The organism is Anaerococcus rubeinfantis, from assembly GCF_001487145.1.
Classification (GTDB): Bacteria; Bacillota; Clostridia; order Tissierellales; family Peptoniphilaceae; genus Anaerococcus; species Anaerococcus rubeinfantis.
This window is the reverse complement of sequence record NZ_LN913016.1, coordinates 826,203-842,204: the sequence shown is the minus strand read 5'-3', so window position 1 is coordinate 842,204 and position 16,002 is coordinate 826,203. Positions and strand designations below refer to the sequence as shown.

17 protein-coding genes are annotated in these 16,002 nt (G+C 28.6%); 16 read left to right on the top strand and 1 reads right to left on the bottom strand.

Annotation, left to right across the window (positions count from 1 at the left end; genetic code table 11):
- The first annotated feature begins 39 nt into the window (after positions 1-39).
- From rdgB to BN3265_RS04885, 11 genes are all read left to right on the top strand, one after another.
- Positions 40-624, top strand: a complete 585-nt coding sequence (gene rdgB, locus BN3265_RS04935; protein WP_058990447.1) for an RdgB/HAM1 family non-canonical purine NTP pyrophosphatase — start codon at positions 40-42, stop codon at positions 622-624.
- Positions 625-1,107: a metallophosphoesterase family protein gene (locus BN3265_RS04930; protein WP_058990446.1), complete on the top strand. Its 483-nt coding sequence runs from the start codon at positions 625-627 to the stop codon at positions 1,105-1,107. It abuts the gene before it with no gap.
- Between the two features lie 2 nt (positions 1,108-1,109).
- On the top strand, positions 1,110-1,457 hold the full coding sequence (locus BN3265_RS04925; RefSeq protein WP_058990445.1) for a hypothetical protein: 348 nt from the start codon (positions 1,110-1,112) through the stop codon (positions 1,455-1,457).
- Positions 1,444-2,187, top strand: coding sequence for an HAD family hydrolase (locus BN3265_RS04920; protein WP_058990444.1), 744 nt, complete (start codon positions 1,444-1,446; stop codon positions 2,185-2,187). The genes BN3265_RS04925 and BN3265_RS04920 overlap by 14 nt, the downstream gene beginning before the upstream one ends.
- Before the next feature lie 197 nt (positions 2,188-2,384).
- On the top strand, positions 2,385-3,092 hold the full coding sequence (locus tag BN3265_RS04915) for a hypothetical protein (RefSeq protein ID WP_058990443.1): 708 nt from the start codon (positions 2,385-2,387) through the stop codon (positions 3,090-3,092).
- 51 nt (positions 3,093-3,143) lie between these two features.
- Positions 3,144-3,638 (top strand): crossover junction endodeoxyribonuclease RuvC, encoded by a 495-nt coding sequence (gene ruvC / locus BN3265_RS04910; RefSeq protein ID WP_058990442.1) that lies wholly within the window; start codon positions 3,144-3,146, stop codon positions 3,636-3,638.
- Entirely contained in the window at positions 3,638-4,231 is a 594-nt protein-coding gene (gene ruvA, locus BN3265_RS04905) for a Holliday junction branch migration protein RuvA (protein WP_049691054.1), read from the top strand. The genes ruvC and ruvA overlap by 1 nt, the downstream gene beginning before the upstream one ends.
- A 9-nt stretch (positions 4,232-4,240) precedes the next feature.
- A complete protein-coding gene (gene ruvB, locus BN3265_RS04900; protein WP_058990441.1) occupies positions 4,241-5,248 on the top strand; it encodes a Holliday junction branch migration DNA helicase RuvB in 1,008 nt (335 codons plus the stop codon).
- A 1-nt stretch (position 5,249) separates the two neighbouring features.
- Positions 5,250-6,272, top strand: coding sequence for a tRNA preQ1(34) S-adenosylmethionine ribosyltransferase-isomerase QueA (gene queA, locus BN3265_RS04895; RefSeq protein WP_058990440.1), 1,023 nt, complete (start codon positions 5,250-5,252; stop codon positions 6,270-6,272).
- 8 nt (positions 6,273-6,280) lie between these two features.
- The gene (tgt, locus tag BN3265_RS04890; protein ID WP_058990439.1) at positions 6,281-7,405 is read left to right on the top strand and encodes a tRNA guanosine(34) transglycosylase Tgt; all 1,125 of its coding nucleotides are present in this window, start codon (positions 6,281-6,283) and stop codon (positions 7,403-7,405) included.
- Complete coding sequence (locus BN3265_RS04885; protein ID WP_245191091.1) at positions 7,395-7,664, top strand: preprotein translocase subunit YajC; 270 nt, start codon at positions 7,395-7,397, stop codon at positions 7,662-7,664. Before tgt ends, BN3265_RS04885 begins: the two co-directional genes overlap by 11 nt.
- Before the next feature lie 47 nt (positions 7,665-7,711).
- Here BN3265_RS04885 and BN3265_RS04880 read toward each other — a convergent pair whose 3' ends face one another.
- A complete protein-coding gene (locus tag BN3265_RS04880) occupies positions 7,712-9,094 on the bottom strand; it encodes an alanine/glycine:cation symporter family protein (RefSeq protein WP_058990437.1) in 1,383 nt (460 codons plus the stop codon).
- 170 nt (positions 9,095-9,264) lie between these two features.
- Between BN3265_RS04880 and recJ the strand changes: the two genes are divergently transcribed.
- Genes recJ through aspS form a run of 5 tightly spaced genes read left to right on the top strand, consistent with a single transcriptional unit; the run spans position 9,265 to position 16,002 of the window.
- A complete protein-coding gene (gene recJ, locus BN3265_RS04875) occupies positions 9,265-10,995 on the top strand; it encodes a single-stranded-DNA-specific exonuclease RecJ (protein ID WP_058990436.1) in 1,731 nt (576 codons plus the stop codon).
- Between the two features lie 8 nt (positions 10,996-11,003).
- Positions 11,004-13,181: a RelA/SpoT family protein gene (locus BN3265_RS04870; RefSeq protein WP_058990435.1), complete on the top strand. Its 2,178-nt coding sequence runs from the start codon at positions 11,004-11,006 to the stop codon at positions 13,179-13,181.
- A complete protein-coding gene (gene dtd / locus BN3265_RS04865; RefSeq protein ID WP_058990434.1) occupies positions 13,181-13,630 on the top strand; it encodes a D-aminoacyl-tRNA deacylase in 450 nt (149 codons plus the stop codon). Before BN3265_RS04870 ends, dtd begins: the two co-directional genes overlap by 1 nt.
- Positions 13,630-14,235, top strand: a complete 606-nt coding sequence (locus tag BN3265_RS04860) for an MBL fold metallo-hydrolase (RefSeq protein WP_058990433.1) — start codon at positions 13,630-13,632, stop codon at positions 14,233-14,235. Before dtd ends, BN3265_RS04860 begins: the two co-directional genes overlap by 1 nt.
- Positions 14,236-14,244: 9 nt before the next feature.
- Positions 14,245-16,002 carry an aspartate--tRNA ligase gene (aspS, locus tag BN3265_RS04855; protein ID WP_058990432.1) on the top strand — a complete coding sequence of 586 codons (1,758 nt, stop codon included), beginning with the start codon at positions 14,245-14,247 and terminating at the stop codon, positions 16,000-16,002.

The window sequence follows — 16,002 nt, the reverse complement described above, 5'->3', positions numbered from 1 at the left end:
GGATTTAAAATTTTTGATAAGATTATTTAAGAGGTGAAAATGAAAATAGTGCTTGCAACATCCAACAAGGATAAGGTTAGAGAAATTAAAGAAATTTTAGGAGAAAGTATAGATATTTATACTACAGATGATTTTGATTTGGGGAAATTTGAAGTTGAGGAAGACGGAGATACTTTAAAAGAGAATGCCTATAAAAAAGCAAAATATTTGTATAATATTTTAAAAATGCCAACTTTAGCTGATGATACAGGTTTATTTGTAAAATCATTAAATTTAAGGCCTGGCGTTTATTCTCATAGATATGCTGGAGAAAATCCAACTTACAAGGACAATAGAAATAAATTATTAAATGAATTGAAAGAATTTGATAATAGAGATGCTTATTTTAAAACAAGTGTTTGCTTTATTGATAAAGATGGAAAAGATTATTATTTTGATGGCAAAATTGATGGACAAATTTGCGAAAAAGAATATGGAGATAAAGATTTTGGCTATGATCAAATTTTTAGAGTCAAAGAAATTGGAAAAACATTTGGTCAAATGACTTATGAAGAAAAAAATTTATACAGTCACAGATATTTGGCTTTAGAAAAGTTTAAAAATTTTTTGTTGAAAGAAGATTAAATGAGGATATTGGTAACAAGTGATACTCACGGAGATTTTTATTCAGTTTTAGACTATATAGAAGAAAATTCTATAGATTTCATGATTCATGCTGGAGACTATACAGAAGATGCTGAAAGTATTTCAAGATACACAGGCATAAATTATTTTACAGTCAAAGGAAATAATGATTATGGGGATTATAAAAATTCTTTCGAACAAATAATCCCCTTAGGTGAAATAAATATTTTATTAGTTCATGGTCACAAAGAAGGAGTATATTTTTCAAAAAATCAACTTATTCAAAAGGCTATGGACTATGACTGTAACCTTGTAATATTTGGTCATACTCATATGTATTATTTTGAATATCTTGAGGATTTTGATATATATTTGCTTAATCCTGGATCTCCATCTCTTCCTAGAGATAATAAAGCAGGTTTTGTAATTTTAGAAATTGATGAAAAAATCAAAGTAAAAAAAGTAGATTTAACAAAGGAATAAATATGGCAGGTTTAATAAGCTTAGTAGCAGATAATATTTCAAAACTTATAGTTTTACCGATTTTATCTATAATTATAATAGGATTGACTTACTTTGTAAGTAGACATAATGATGAAAAAATTGTGAAATTTTATCCATCATTTATAGTTGGAATTGTAGGTCTAGCTATAGGAATAGTTGCATTTTTTAGTTTGACAAGTGCAATTGGACTTAACTTGGCTTGGATTAGTGTAATTTTACTTTCCAATGCATTAATAGGAATACTTTTTGCAGGAATTATTGGTCTTTTTGATGATGTAAAAGATTATTACAAAGAAAGTGAAAAGGTGAAAAGAAATGGGAAAAAATAAGGCTGCATTTTTTGATATTGATGGAACCTTATTTAGAAACTCACTATTAATAGAGCATTATTTTCTTATGACAGAAGATGGAATTCTCGATAAGGAAAATTGGATTAAAAATGTAAAGCCCCTATACCAAAAATACCAAGATAGGAAGGGTCCATATGAGGATTATTTAGATAAGGCTTCATTACTTTATCAAAAAAATCTTGTAGGAATTGACAAAGATACTATAAACTTATATGCAAAAAAAGTAATTGAAATTAATAAAAGTAAAATTTATAGGGTAACAAAAAATGCTTTGGAATTTCATAAAAATGAAGGATATAAAATATTTGTTATTTCTGGATCTCCAGATTTTTTGGTAAGAGACTTTGCTAAAATTTATGGGGCGGATGATACAATAGCAACAAAATATATTTTTGATGATACGAACAAATTTACAGGAAGAATCCTACCAATGTGGGATAGCAAAAATAAGAAAAAATCTATTAATTTTTTAACAAAAAAATATAATATAGACTTAGATAAATCCCATGCTTATGGAGATACAAATGGTGATTTTTCTATGTTTGAAAAAGTAGGAACTGCTCATGCTATAAATCCAAGTTTTGAGCTAATAAACAGACTTTTTGGTGATAAAAATTTAAGAGAAAAAACAAAAATTCACGTAGAAAGAAAAGATGTAAATTATAATTTTTTGTTAAGAGATTTGAAAGTGAATTTTCATCAATTTTAAATTTTTTTTTGATGAATAAAATTAAATCGAATTATTTTAAATAGCTAGATTGTAATTAATTTATACAAAATTTGGTAAATATTGTATAAATTATACATTTGTTTTAGCTATTTTTATTTTTCTATAAATAAATATAAATAAATTTATTCGATTTTATGTTAAAATTTATTTACAGACTATAAAGAGGGATAAGAAATATGACATCAAGTGCGGAAAAAAAACCAATAATTGAAAAACTTGAATATGATTATTTAATTAATGAGGATATATCCTCACTTAATACATTGATGTCACTTTATGATAATAAAAATTTTAGTAATTATAAGAAAAATAAATTTTTTATAAAACCTTATATATTAAAAAATTTGAAAAAGAATTTTTGGTATTTATCTGATATAGATCAAATAATAATAAGCTTAGATAAATCAATTGGTAAAGATTTAGATAGGTTTGAATTTCTATTAACTTTAAAAAGTGAGTATAAGGCATTCAAGGATAAAGAATTAATTGATGACTTAGAGTACCTCGCTATTAATTATTATGGGGTGTCTTTTTTATTTGAGGAAAATCAAATTTTTACTGAAGATAATTCTTATGTAAGAAATGCAAAAGAAAACTATCTTAAAAAAATATACAATAACAAAGAATTGATTTCAAAAATTAGAAAAAGTGTTAAAAATTATTCTGATACATATTTAAAGTTAAAAGTTTTAAATCTTGATGTAAATACCAATAAACAATTAGCTTTTGATATTGATATGATTTACACTGAGGATATAACATTAAAGCAGGCTTTAGAAATAAACGACAAACTAGTAAGTCTTCTTTATAACATAGCTATTGATGTGTATGCTGATTATTATTGGAAGGGACTTTGTATAGAAGTTGTAAATAGGTATCATTAAAATAAAAGGGCGACTAGCCCTTTTTTAATTGTAAGTTTAAGAAAGGTTAGTATGATTATTTTAGGAATTGATCCTGGTATTGCTATTATGGGCTACGGAGTTTTAGAAGTAAATGGAAATAGGTATAAAGTTTTAGAAAATGGTGTAATTACTACTTCTGCTAAAACAAAAACACCAAAAAGGCTTGAAATTTTATATAATAATTTAAATGATATAATAAAAGAATTTAAGCCAGATGAATTTGCTATTGAGGAATTATTTTTTAATCAAAACGTAAAAACTGCAATTACTGTAGGTCATGCTAGAGGAATTCAAGTTTTGTGTGCCCAAGTAAATGATTTACCAATTTACGAATACACTCCTCTTCAAATAAAGCAAGCCATAACAGGATTTGGTAGGGCAAATAAAAGACAAATGCAAGAAACAGTTACAACTTTACTAAATTTAAGTGAGATTCCAAAACCAGATGATGCTGCTGATGCCTTGGCAGTTTCTCTTACTCACGCCTTTAGTCAAAGATTTAAAGAACAATTTAGGATGAATTAATGATTAGTTATATAATAGGTGAAATTAAATATATCGGTGAAGATAGTTTTGTTATTGAAAATAATAATATTGGTTATTTGATTAATTCTTCATTTAATACTATAAAAACTTTGGAAATAAATAATGAGTTTAAAATTTTTACCAAGATGAATGTAAGGGAAGATGACATTTCTCTTTTTGGTTTTTCATCAAAAGATGAACTTGAAGTTTTTGAACTATTGACAAGTGTATCAACCATAGGTCCCAAAAATGCCATTGCAGTTTTATCAACTTTAAATGTAGATAAGATCAAACTTGCTATAGTAAATAATGATATTGATACCTTGACCAAGGCAAAGGGAATTGGCAAAAAAACTGCATCAAGAATTATTCTTGAGCTTGTTGATAAGGTTAAGAAAATGGCGATAAACGAAGATTTAACAATTTCAGATACAAAGATTACAGGATCTAATAATGAAATAGAAGTAGCAAGAGAAGCTTTAGTAAATCTTGGATATCAAAGAAATAGTATTGATAAAGTTTTATCTTCACTTAAAGATTCTGACCTAAGCCTTGAAGAGATAATAAAAGAAGCTTTAAAGCGAATGATTTAGGATGAGCTTATGTACGATCAAAATGAGAGAATAGTTGGCTCTAATGAGCAAATAAATGATAAATACAAGGAAATAACCATAAGACCTAAGTGGTTAAAAGATTATATAGGTCAAGACAAGGCTAAGGAAAAATTGAAAATTTTTATAGAATCTTCAAAAAAAAGACAAGAACCCCTTGATCATGTTTTATTACAAGGTCCTCCAGGACTTGGTAAAACAACTCTTTCTAATATTATTGCCAATGAATTGGGAGTAAATATTAGAATTACAAGTGGACCTGCTATAGAAAGACCATCAGACCTTGCAAGTATTCTTACAAATCTTGATAAGGGAGATGTGTTATTTATTGATGAAATTCACAGAATAAATAGGTCGGTTGAAGAAATTTTATATCCTGCTATGGAAGATTTTGCCCTTGATATTATTGTAGGAAAAGGACCAAATGCACAATCAATTAGGATTGATTTGGAAAAATTTACTTTAGTTGGAGCTACAACCAGGGCCGGTATGCTTTCAGCTCCTTTGAGAGATAGGTTTGGAGTTTTGTTATCTTTAAACTTATATGATACAAAAGATTTGACAAAAATTGTAAAAAGATCAGCAGATATTTTAAATATTCCAATAGAAGATAAGGGAGCCTTTGAAATTGCAAGAAGAAGTAGAGGAACTCCAAGAATTGCAAATAGACTTTTAAAAAGAGTAAGGGACTATGCAATTGTTAAAAAGGATGAAGTTATTGATTATGAAACTTCTTGCGAAGGTCTTGAACTTCTTGAAGTAGACCACATGGGCCTTGATAGTATGGATAAAAAAATAGTCCTTACTATGTATGAAAATTTTGATGGAGGTCCAGTTGGAATTGATACAATTGCTGCGTCAACTGGAATAGAAAATGTTACTATAGAAGATGTTTATGAGCCATATTTATTACAAATTGGATTTTTAACAAGAACTCCAAGGGGTAGAATTCTTACAAAAAAAGCTTATGAACATTATGGATTGAAATTTGAGGATTAAGATGAGAACAGAAGATTTTGATTATTATTTACCAGAAGAATTAATAGCCCAACACCCGGCTGATAAGAGAGATTTTTCTAGGTTAATGGTTGTAGACAGAAAAACGGGTCAAAGAGAAGATAAACATTTTTATGATATTATAGATTATTTAAATGAAGGAGATCTTCTTGTAATGAATGATACAAGAGTTATCCCTGCAAGACTTTTCGGACATAGAGAAGGAAAAGAAGAAGAAATCGAAGTATTTTTACTTGAAAATATCGAAAAAGATAAGTGGGAAGTTCTAGTTAGACCTGGAAAGAAGATGAAAATTGGAACGAAATGTATTTTTTCTGATGAATTAAGTCTTGAGGTTGTTGATATAAAAGAAGACGGCAATAGGATTGTAGAATTTTCTTATGATGGAATTTTTCAAGAAATTTTAGACAGGCTTGGAAATATGCCTTTGCCACCTTATATAAAAGAAAAATTAAAAGATAAGGAAAGATATCAAACAGTTTACTCTAAAAATCCAGGTTCAGTTGCAGCACCAACAGCTGGCCTTCATTTTACAAAAGAATTACTTAAAAAAATTGAGGAAAAGGGTGTAAAATTAGCCTATATAACTTTAAATGTAGGGCTTGGAACTTTTAGACCAGTAAAAGTTGACGATGTAAAAAATCACAAAATGCATTCTGAATTTTATCAAATAAGCAAAGAAACAGCGGATTTAATAAATGAAACTAAGAAAAATAATAAGAGAATTATTTCAACAGGTACTACAACAACAAGAACACTTGAATCTGTTTACAAAAAAAATGGGGAAATAAAAGAAGATTCTGGATGGACAGATATTTTCATTTATCCAGGATTTGAATTTAAGGTTATTGATTGCCAAATAACTAATTTTCATTTGCCAAAATCTACACTAATAATGCTGGTTTCAGCTCTTGCAAGTAAAGAAATAATTTTGGATGCCTATAAGAATGCTGTTGATAAAAAATATAGGTTCTTTAGCTTTGGCGATGCTATGTTTTTAAAATAGGAGATAAGATGCCGATAAAATATGAATTAATAAAAAAAGATAAATATTCCAATGCAAGGTGTGGAATAATTCACACAGACCATGGAGATATACCAACACCAATTTTTATGCCAGTTGGAACAAAGGCTACAGTAAAAACTATGAGTGTTGAAGAATTAAAAGAAATTGATGCAAAAATAATTTTGGGAAATACCTACCATTTATATTTAAGACCAGGTATGGACATTATGAAAAAAGCCGGTGGTCTTCATAAATTTATGAATTGGAATGGGCCAATACTTACAGATAGTGGTGGATTTCAAGTATTTTCTTTGTCAGATACAAGGGATATTTCTGAAAAAGGTGTAGTTTTTAGGTCTCATATTGATGGGTCAAAACATTTATTTACACCAGAAAAATCAATTGAAATTCAAAATGATATTCATTCAGACATTATGATGAGTTTTGATGAATGTATCCCTTATCCTGCAGATTATAAATATGTAGAAGAATCTGTAGAAAGAACAATAAGATGGGCAAAAAGAGGACTTGATTATCACAAAAAAAATTCCCACAAAGACCAATCCTTATTTGGAATTATCCAAGGTGGAATGTTTGAGGATTTAAGAAAAAGATCTGTTGAAGAAACTTGTGCTATGGATTTTGATGGTTATTCTCTTGGTGGTTTATCAGTGGGAGAACCAAAAGAGGAAATGATAAGACTTTTAAAATATACAACTCCTCTTTTACCAGAAGATAAACCAAGATATAACATGGGAGTAGGAAGTCCTGATTATTTATTTGAATCTTTCGAGGCTGGAATTGATATGGCTGATTGTGTGCTTCCAACAAGAATTGCAAGAAATGGAACTGCAATAACATCTGAGGGCAGACTTGTTGTAAGAAATGCAAAATACAAGGAAGATTTCACACCCCTTGACCATGATTGTGATTGCTATACTTGTAGAAATTACTCAAGAGCCTATATTAGACACCTAGTTAATGTGAATGAAATTTTGGGAGCAAGGCTTTTGACCTACCATAACTTATATTTCCTACTTAAATTGTGTGAAAATATAAGAAAATCTATAATGGAAGATAGGTTTTTAGAATTTAAAAAAGAATTTTATAAAAAGTATGGATATGAATCTTAAATTAGAATATATTATTTTAATAATTTTAGCCTTGATGTTTTATTTTTATTCTTTAAAAGATGATTTGGATAAGAAAAAGAATAAAAAATTTATCAAAAAAAATCTTAAAGTAGGTTCAAAAATTTTAACCGAAAGTAAAATTATTGGAGAGGTAATAGAACTTAACACAAGAGATTGCCTAATTATTAGCGGCAAAGATGAAAAATATTCTTATTTTTTAATTGAAACTGATAGTATAGAAAAAATATTAGAAATTTAAAAGCTTTTCTAGATTGTTTAAAAACAGTCTAGAAAAGCTTTATTTTTTTAATAATTTTTAAGTAAAAATTTATATTCCTCTGGACTTTTTCGTATTTTTTCAGGATCTTTGAAGAAGTCTTCACTTAATTTTACAACAATTGGAGCAAGATTTATTAGGGCAAATAGGTTAGGAAGTGCCATAAAACCATTTAATATATTTGCAATAATCCAAACTAAACCAAGATCCATATTCGCACCTAGAAAAACAAAAATAACATAAATAATCCTATAAGGAATAATAATTTTATCTCCAAATAAATATCTAAGAGCAGTTTCTCCATAATAAGCCCAGCCTAAAATTGTTGAAAAAGCAAATAGGCTTAATCCTATGCTTACAATTAAATTTCCAAAGCTAGATCCTGTGGCAAAAGCTCTTGCAACAAGACTTGCTGCATTTTTTGTATCAGTAATATCAACATTTGTAGAAAGAATTACGAGAGCTGTCATTGTACAAATTATAATTGTATCAACGAAAACTTCACTAATGCCCCAAAGACCCTGACGAACTGGATGATCAGTTGATGCACAAGCGTGAGCCATTGGAGATGAACCAAGGCCTGCTTCATTTGTAAAAACTCCTCTTGCAACTCCTGCAGAAACAACTGCTTTTACAGAAAGGCCTGCAAAAGATCCTCCAAGACTTTTTGGATTAAAAGCTCCAACAAAAATAGACTTAAATGCTGGTATAATATTTGCCTTATTTAAAAATAAAATCCACAAACAACCCATTATGTATAAAAATGACATAAATGGAACTAATTTTTCGGTAACTTTGCTTATGGAATTAATTCCACCAACTATCACAATTCCAGCCAAAATACATAAAACAAGACCAGTAATTACTGTATTTATACCAAAAGAATCGTGTAAGACTCCTGAAATTGCATTTGCTTGAGTAGAATCTCCAATACCAAATACGGCAATTCCAGCAAAAATTGCAAAAGTTTTTGCTAGTTTTTTGTTATTTAATCCTTTTTCTATATAATACATGGGTCCGCCAATATATTGACCATTTCTCTTTTCTCTATAGGCAAGAGCCAAGGTGACTTCAGAAAATTTTGTAGCCATTCCCAATAAAGCTGCAAGCCACATCCAAAAAATGGCACCAGGTCCACCTAAAATTATAGCAAGTGAAACTCCTACAATATTTCCAGTTCCAACAGTAGCTGCAAGGGCAGTTGCCAAGGCCCCAAAAGGACTTATGTCGCCTTTATGATCTTCATTTGGTTTTTCAAAAATTTTTCCAAGTGTATTTTTAAGTGCATAGGGTAACTTTCTAAATTGTATAGCCTTTGTTTTAATACTTATGTATATTCCAGTGCCAGCTATTCCAATTATTAAAGGAAAGCCCCACAATAAATTTTCAAAACTTTTTAATAACTCAATCATTTTTTTCTCCAAAAAATTATTTTTTATTATTTTATTTCTATTTTTATAAAATTCAAAATAATTTATAAATTATCAAAATTTTACATTTTTATAATAATTTTTTCATGATTTTATCTATATCTTTATATTGATTCTAAAAATGGTATAATTTATTCATAAGAGAGGGAATTATGACCAAATGGTATATATATAATAAGAAAAATAATTATTTAGCGAATTTAAAAAATAAAAATATTACCAAATTAGAAGCATTAATACTTGCAAATAGAGATATAGTGGAGGCTGATTTAGTTGAAAGTTTTATAAATCCAAGCCTTGATAAACTTCACGACCCATATTTATTAAAAGATATGAAAAAAGCCATTGATATAATTATTGAAACTATGGAAAACGGTGAATCTATTAGAATATTTGGAGATTATGATCAAGATGGAATAAGCTCAACTATGACACTTCTTGATGGTTTATTGTATTTTTATGATGATATAAGTTATGACATTCCAGATAGGATTATAGATGGATATGGAATTAGCGATAGGATGATTGATAGGGCAATTGAAGATAGGGTTAGCCTTGTAATTACCTGTGATAATGGAATCACTGCTATTGATCAAGTTAAAAAATTAAAAGAAAATAATATAAAAGTTATAGTAACTGACCACCACCAAGTTTCAAAAGTGGAAGATGGGGAATGGGTAAAGCAAATTTTACCCCAAGCTGATTGTGTTATAAATCCAAAAAGATTAGATAATACCTATCCATTTGATGATTTGTGTGGGGCTGGAGTTGCCTTTAAATTAATGCAAGCCTTATACCAAAGACTTGAGGGTGATTTGGATTATTTATATGGTCTTTTGGAATATGTTGCTATGGGAACAGTTTGTGATATTGTTTCTTTAACAGACGAAAACAGAATTTTTGTAATAGAGGGTTTAAAAAGAATTAATAATACGGAAAAATTAGCTATAAAAGCCTTGGTTGAGGAAAATTCTTGGAATAAAGAAATAAGTGCTTATACCTTAGGTTTTATTATAGGTCCTTGCATGAATGCAACTGGAAGACTCTCTACTGCAAAACTTGCAATAGATATGTTAATGGAAGACGATATAGAAAAAATCCACACCTATGCCAAAAAACTTGTGAGTTTAAACAACGAAAGAAAAGATTTAACTAATATTGGTCTTGAAAAAACTTTAGAAATTATAAAAAATAAAAAATATTATAACGACGACATTATTATTGTAGATGTAGATAACATTGAAGAAAGTGTTTGTGGAATTATTGCTGGAAGAATTAAAGAAAAATTCAATAAGCCAACTATAATTATGACCGAATCAAGTGATAAGGGAATATTAAAGGGCTCTGGAAGAAGTATTGAAGCCTATAATATTTACAAGGAAGTTTTTGAAATAAAGGATTTTCTTGAATCTTTTGGTGGTCACCCTATGGCATGTGGACTTTCAATAAAAAAATACATGGTAGATGAATTTAGGAAAAAACTTAACGAAAAATCTAAATTAAACAAGGAAGATTTTGAAAATATTATAAATATTGATGCTCAAATTCCAATTGAAAAACTTTCACTTGAATTTGCCCAAAGTTTAGAAAGATTAGAGCCTTTTGGTAAGGATAATCCAAAGGCAAAATTTGCAGACAAAAATCTTCTTATTAAAAATCTAAACATGATAGGAAAAAACAAGAATACTATGAAAATGACTCTTAATAAAAACGGTCGTGATATTGACGCTATAATGTTTAATGCAAAAAAAGAATATAAATTTTTAAATGATAAATTTAATTCAAATATTTTGGGAAATAAAATTGATGCTGTCTTTTATCCTGACATAAATGAATTTAGGGGTCAAAAAAATTTACAATTAAGGTTGATTGATATAAGGTAGGTGATATTATGGCAAAAGACTTTCAAAAAGAATTTTTAAATTTTAAGGAAATTATTTTAAAAAATAATGAAAATGCAGATCTTAATTTAATAAAAAAAGCATATGATTTTGCTGAATATCATCATAGGGGTCAAAAAAGAAACTCCGGAGAAGATTATTTTATTCATCCTATTGCAGTTGCAGAGACTTTATCAAACATGCAATTAGACGATCAAACAATTTGTGCAGGTTTAATGCATGATGTTTTGGAAGATACTCCAGTTACAGAAGATCAAATGAAAGATCTTTTTGGAGAAGAAATTACTTTTTTGGTAGATGGAGTAACAAAGCTTAAAAAGTTAAATTATAAAACAAGAGAAGAAAAACAAGCTGAAAACATAAGAAAAATGGTCTTGGCAATGAGTAATGATGTTAGGGTTATTTTGATAAAACTTGCTGATCGTTTGCACAATATGAGGACTTTGGAATATAAGACTGAAAAAAAACAAAAGCAAACTGCAAGCGAAACCTTGGAAATATATGTACCTCTTGCTCATAGACTTGGAATTTATACTATGAAATGGGAGCTTGAAGACTTATGTTTTAGGTATCAAAAACCTGAAGAATATTATGAGCTTGCTCAAATGGTCCACAACAAAAGAAGGGAAAGAGAAGCCTATATCAATGAAATAATTGATACTTTAAACAAGGCCCTTTCGACTTCAAAAATTAATTATGAAATTTCAGGTAGGCCAAAGGGCTTGTATTCAATTTATAAAAAAATGAGTAGAAATAAAATTGAATTTAACGAAATTTATGATATGACAGCTGTTAGAGTTCTGGTTGATACGGTTGCAGATTGTTATGAAGTTTTAGGAAAAGTTCATTCAATTTGGAGGCCAATACCAAATAGAATTAAGGATTATATTGGTCAACCAAAACCAAATGGATATAGGTCTTTGCATACAACAGTATTTGGTGAAGATTCAAAACCATTCGAAGTTCAAATAAGAACAAGACAAATGCATTATGAATGTGAATATGGTATTGCAGCTCACTGGAAATATAAAGAAAACAAGAGCAAGTCGACAGAATTTGATGAAAAACTCACCTTTATAAGGCAAATTATGGAATGGCAAAAAGAAGGTGGCAAAGATGTTGATAGCAAGGAATTTCTTGACACCTTAAAAGGAGATTTTTTCTCAAAAGAAATCTATATATATTCACCAAAAGGCGAAATATATTCCCTACCAGTAAATTCTTGTGCTATAGATTTTGCATATAGGGTTCATACAGAAGTTGGAAATAAATGCGTTGGAGCAAAGGTTAATGGAAAAATCGTACCATTTTCTCATAAATTAAACACAGGTGATGTAGTAGAAATTCTTACAAGCAAAAACTCCCAAGGACCATCTAGAGATTGGCTAAATATGGTCCAATCTAACCAGGCTAAAAATAAAATCAAACAATTTTTCAAAAGATACAGAAAAGAAGAAAACATTGAAATTGGAAAAGATTCTTTATTCAGAGAGCTTAGAAAAAATAAAGAAATTTATAAAAGAGATATCAAAGATGAGTGGCTTGAAGAAATTGCAAATGATTTAGGCTATCCAACAAAAGATGAAATGTTTGCATCAATTGGATTTGGAAAAACTAATACCGATCAAGTTGTTCAAAAATTAGTGAAAAAACACAAAGATGAATTGCCGAAACAAATTGAAGAAATTGATATCACAAGATCAAACAGCAAAAAATCTTTTTCAAATGAAGTAAGGGTAAGCGATCTTGATGATCAAGTAGATGTGAAATTTGCAAAATGTTGTAATCCAGTTCCAGGAGATCAAATTGTAGGATATATAACAAAGGGCAAGGGAATTAGTGTTCACGTTAGAAATTGTCCAAATATCACAAATTTAAAATCTCCAGAAAGATTGATTGATGTTTATTGGCAAAACAATTCTAATGATATATTCCCAGTTAGAATTCAAATTACTACAAAAGATAAGACAGGCATTATTTTTGAAATAACCAAATTAATATCAGCTGAAAATGTAAGTATAGAAGCTATGAATGTACGAAGCAATGAAAACCACGAAGGAATAATAGATCTTACAGTTTTGGTTCCAAATACAGAAAAATTAAATGAATTGATCATGAAATTAAAAACAATAAAAATGATAGAAAGTATTTATAGGGTGAAAAGTTAATGAGAGCAATTGTACAGAAAGTAAAAAAAGCAAGTGTAAAAGTTTCTGATGAGTTGATTTCAGAAATTGGACAGGGTTTATTGGTTTTTGTAGCAGTAACCGATTCTGATACTGAAAAAGATATTGATTATATTAAAAAGAAAATTGAAAAACTAAGAATATTTGAAGATGACCAAGGAAAAATGAACTTATCAGTAGAAGATGAGGGAGGAGAATTATTAATTGTAAGTCAATTTACCCTTTATGGGGATGCTAGAAAAGGAAATAGACCTTCTTTTATAAATTCATCTAGTGCCGAAAAGGCTGAAAAATATTATGAAATATTAATACAAAAATTAAAAGATGATGGATTTAATGTAAAAACTGGAAAATTCCAAACTCATATGGAAGTTTCATTGATAAATGATGGGCCAGTGACAATTCAGCTAGATAGTGAAAGGTTATATTAATGCATATAAGAAAAATAACAGAAGGACCGATGATGGCGAACTCTTATGTGGTTTATGATGATGAAAATAATGGATTTTTAATTGATCCAGTTTATCCAGGCGGAAAAATTGAAAATTATATAGATAAGAATAAAATTAATATAGGATTTATTTTGTTAACTCATACACATTTTGACCATGTATTGGGGCTTGAATATTTTAAAAATAAATTAAATGTAGAAGTTTATGCAAGCGAGGATAGTAAAGATATAGCGAATGACCCAGACTATAATTTATCAAGGGGATATTGTGATTTGGATTTAAAAATTGACTATTATTTAAAAGATGGAGAAGTTTTTTCTGATTATAAGATAAAGGCTATAAAAACTCCAGGTCATAGCTTAGATTCGATGTCATATAAAATAGATGATGATATTTTTTCTGGAGATACCTTATTTAATTTATCAATAGGAAGAAGCGATTTTCCAGGTGGGAATTTTAATACATTAATAAATTCAATAAAAAATAAAATTTTTATATATGATGACGATACAAAAATTCATCCAGGACATGGAGAATCTACAAGTATTGTTTTTGAAAAAGAAAATAATCCATTTTTAATTTAGGAGGTTAGTATGGAATTTAAAAGAAGCCACATGTGTGGTGAGCTTAGAGAAGAAAATATTGGAGAAGAAGTTGTACTTATGGGCTGGGTTGCCAAAAAAAGAAATCTTGGATCTTTGGTTTTCATAGATCTTAGAGATAAAACTGGTATAACTCAAATCGTAACACGTGAAGAAGATGAAAAAAATTATAAAACTGTAAAAGATGTAGCTGGTGAATATGTTCTTGAAGTAAAAGGTGAAGTTAGGGAAAGAGAATCAAAAAATCCTGACATCCCTACAGGAAATATTGAAATAGTAGCTGAAAAAATAAATGTTTTAGATAAGGCAAAAACACCTCCTATTTATATAAAAGAAAATGATGATGTAAGTGAAAATTTGAAATTAAAATACAGATATCTTGATATGAGAAAACAATCAGTTCAAAAAAATCTAAAATTGAGATCTGATATTGTTAGAAGTATGAGAGAGTATATGTATGATAATAAATTTACAGAAGTTGAAACACCATTTTTAACAAAACCAACTCCAGAAGGAGCAAGAGATTATCTAGTTCCATCAAGAGTTAACCAAGGTAAATTTTATGCCTTGCCACAATCTCCTCAATTAATGAAACAATTGTTGATGATTGGTTCTTTAGATAGGTATTTTCAAATTGTAAAATGTTTTAGAGATGAAGATTTAAGGGCAAACAGACAACCAGAATTTACCCAACTTGATATAGAAATGAGTTTTTCTGATCAAGATGATGTAATAAAAGTAAATGAAGGACTTTTAAAAACACTTTTTGATAAATTTACTGATTATGATTTAAAATTACCAATTCAAAGAATGGATTATTCAGAAGCTATGAATTCATATGGTTCTGATAAACCAGATTTAAGATATGGATATAAGATTAATGATATTTCAGAAATATTTAAAGATTCTGACTTTAAAGTTTTCACAGATAATATTAAAGAAGGTCATTCTGTAAGAGCAATCAATTTTAAAGGACAAGCATCAAATTATTCAAGAAAACAATTAGATAAACTAACGGATTTTGTAAAAGATTATGGACTTAAAGGCCTAAGTTTTATTAAATTTAATAATAAAGATGATATAAACTCATCAATAAAAAAATTCTTAACTGAAGAAATTGTAGAAAATTTGATAGAAAAATTAGATATTTCTGATAATGATTTAATTTTAATTGGAGCTGACAAGGATAAAACAGTTCTTGAAGGACTTGGAGCTTTAAGAAGAAAAGTTGCAAAAGATCAAAATCTTTACGAAAAAGAATATGCTTTTTGTTGGGTAGTAAATTTCCCTATGTTTGAATATAGCGAAGAAGAAGATAGGTATGTTTCTCAACACCATCCATTTACTATGCCAAATGAAGAAGATATTGATTTGTTATTAACAGAACCTGAAAAAGTAAGAACTCAAGCCTACGATATAGTTATCAACGGAGATGAAATGGGTGGAGGTTCTGTAAGAATTAATAATCAAGAGCTTCAAGAAAAAGTATTTAAGGCTTTAAAATTATCTGATGAAGATATAAAACAAAAATTCGGTTTCTTTATAGAAGCTTTACAATACGGAACACCTCCACACGCAGGTCTTGCATATGGACTTGATAGAATGGTAATGTTATTTGCAAAAACTGATAATATAAAAGATATAATAGCATTTCCAAAAACTCAATCAGCAACTTGCCCATTGACTCAAGCTCCAAGTATAGTTGATGAAAATAGCTTAAATGAATTAAGTATAGAGGTGAAAGAATAA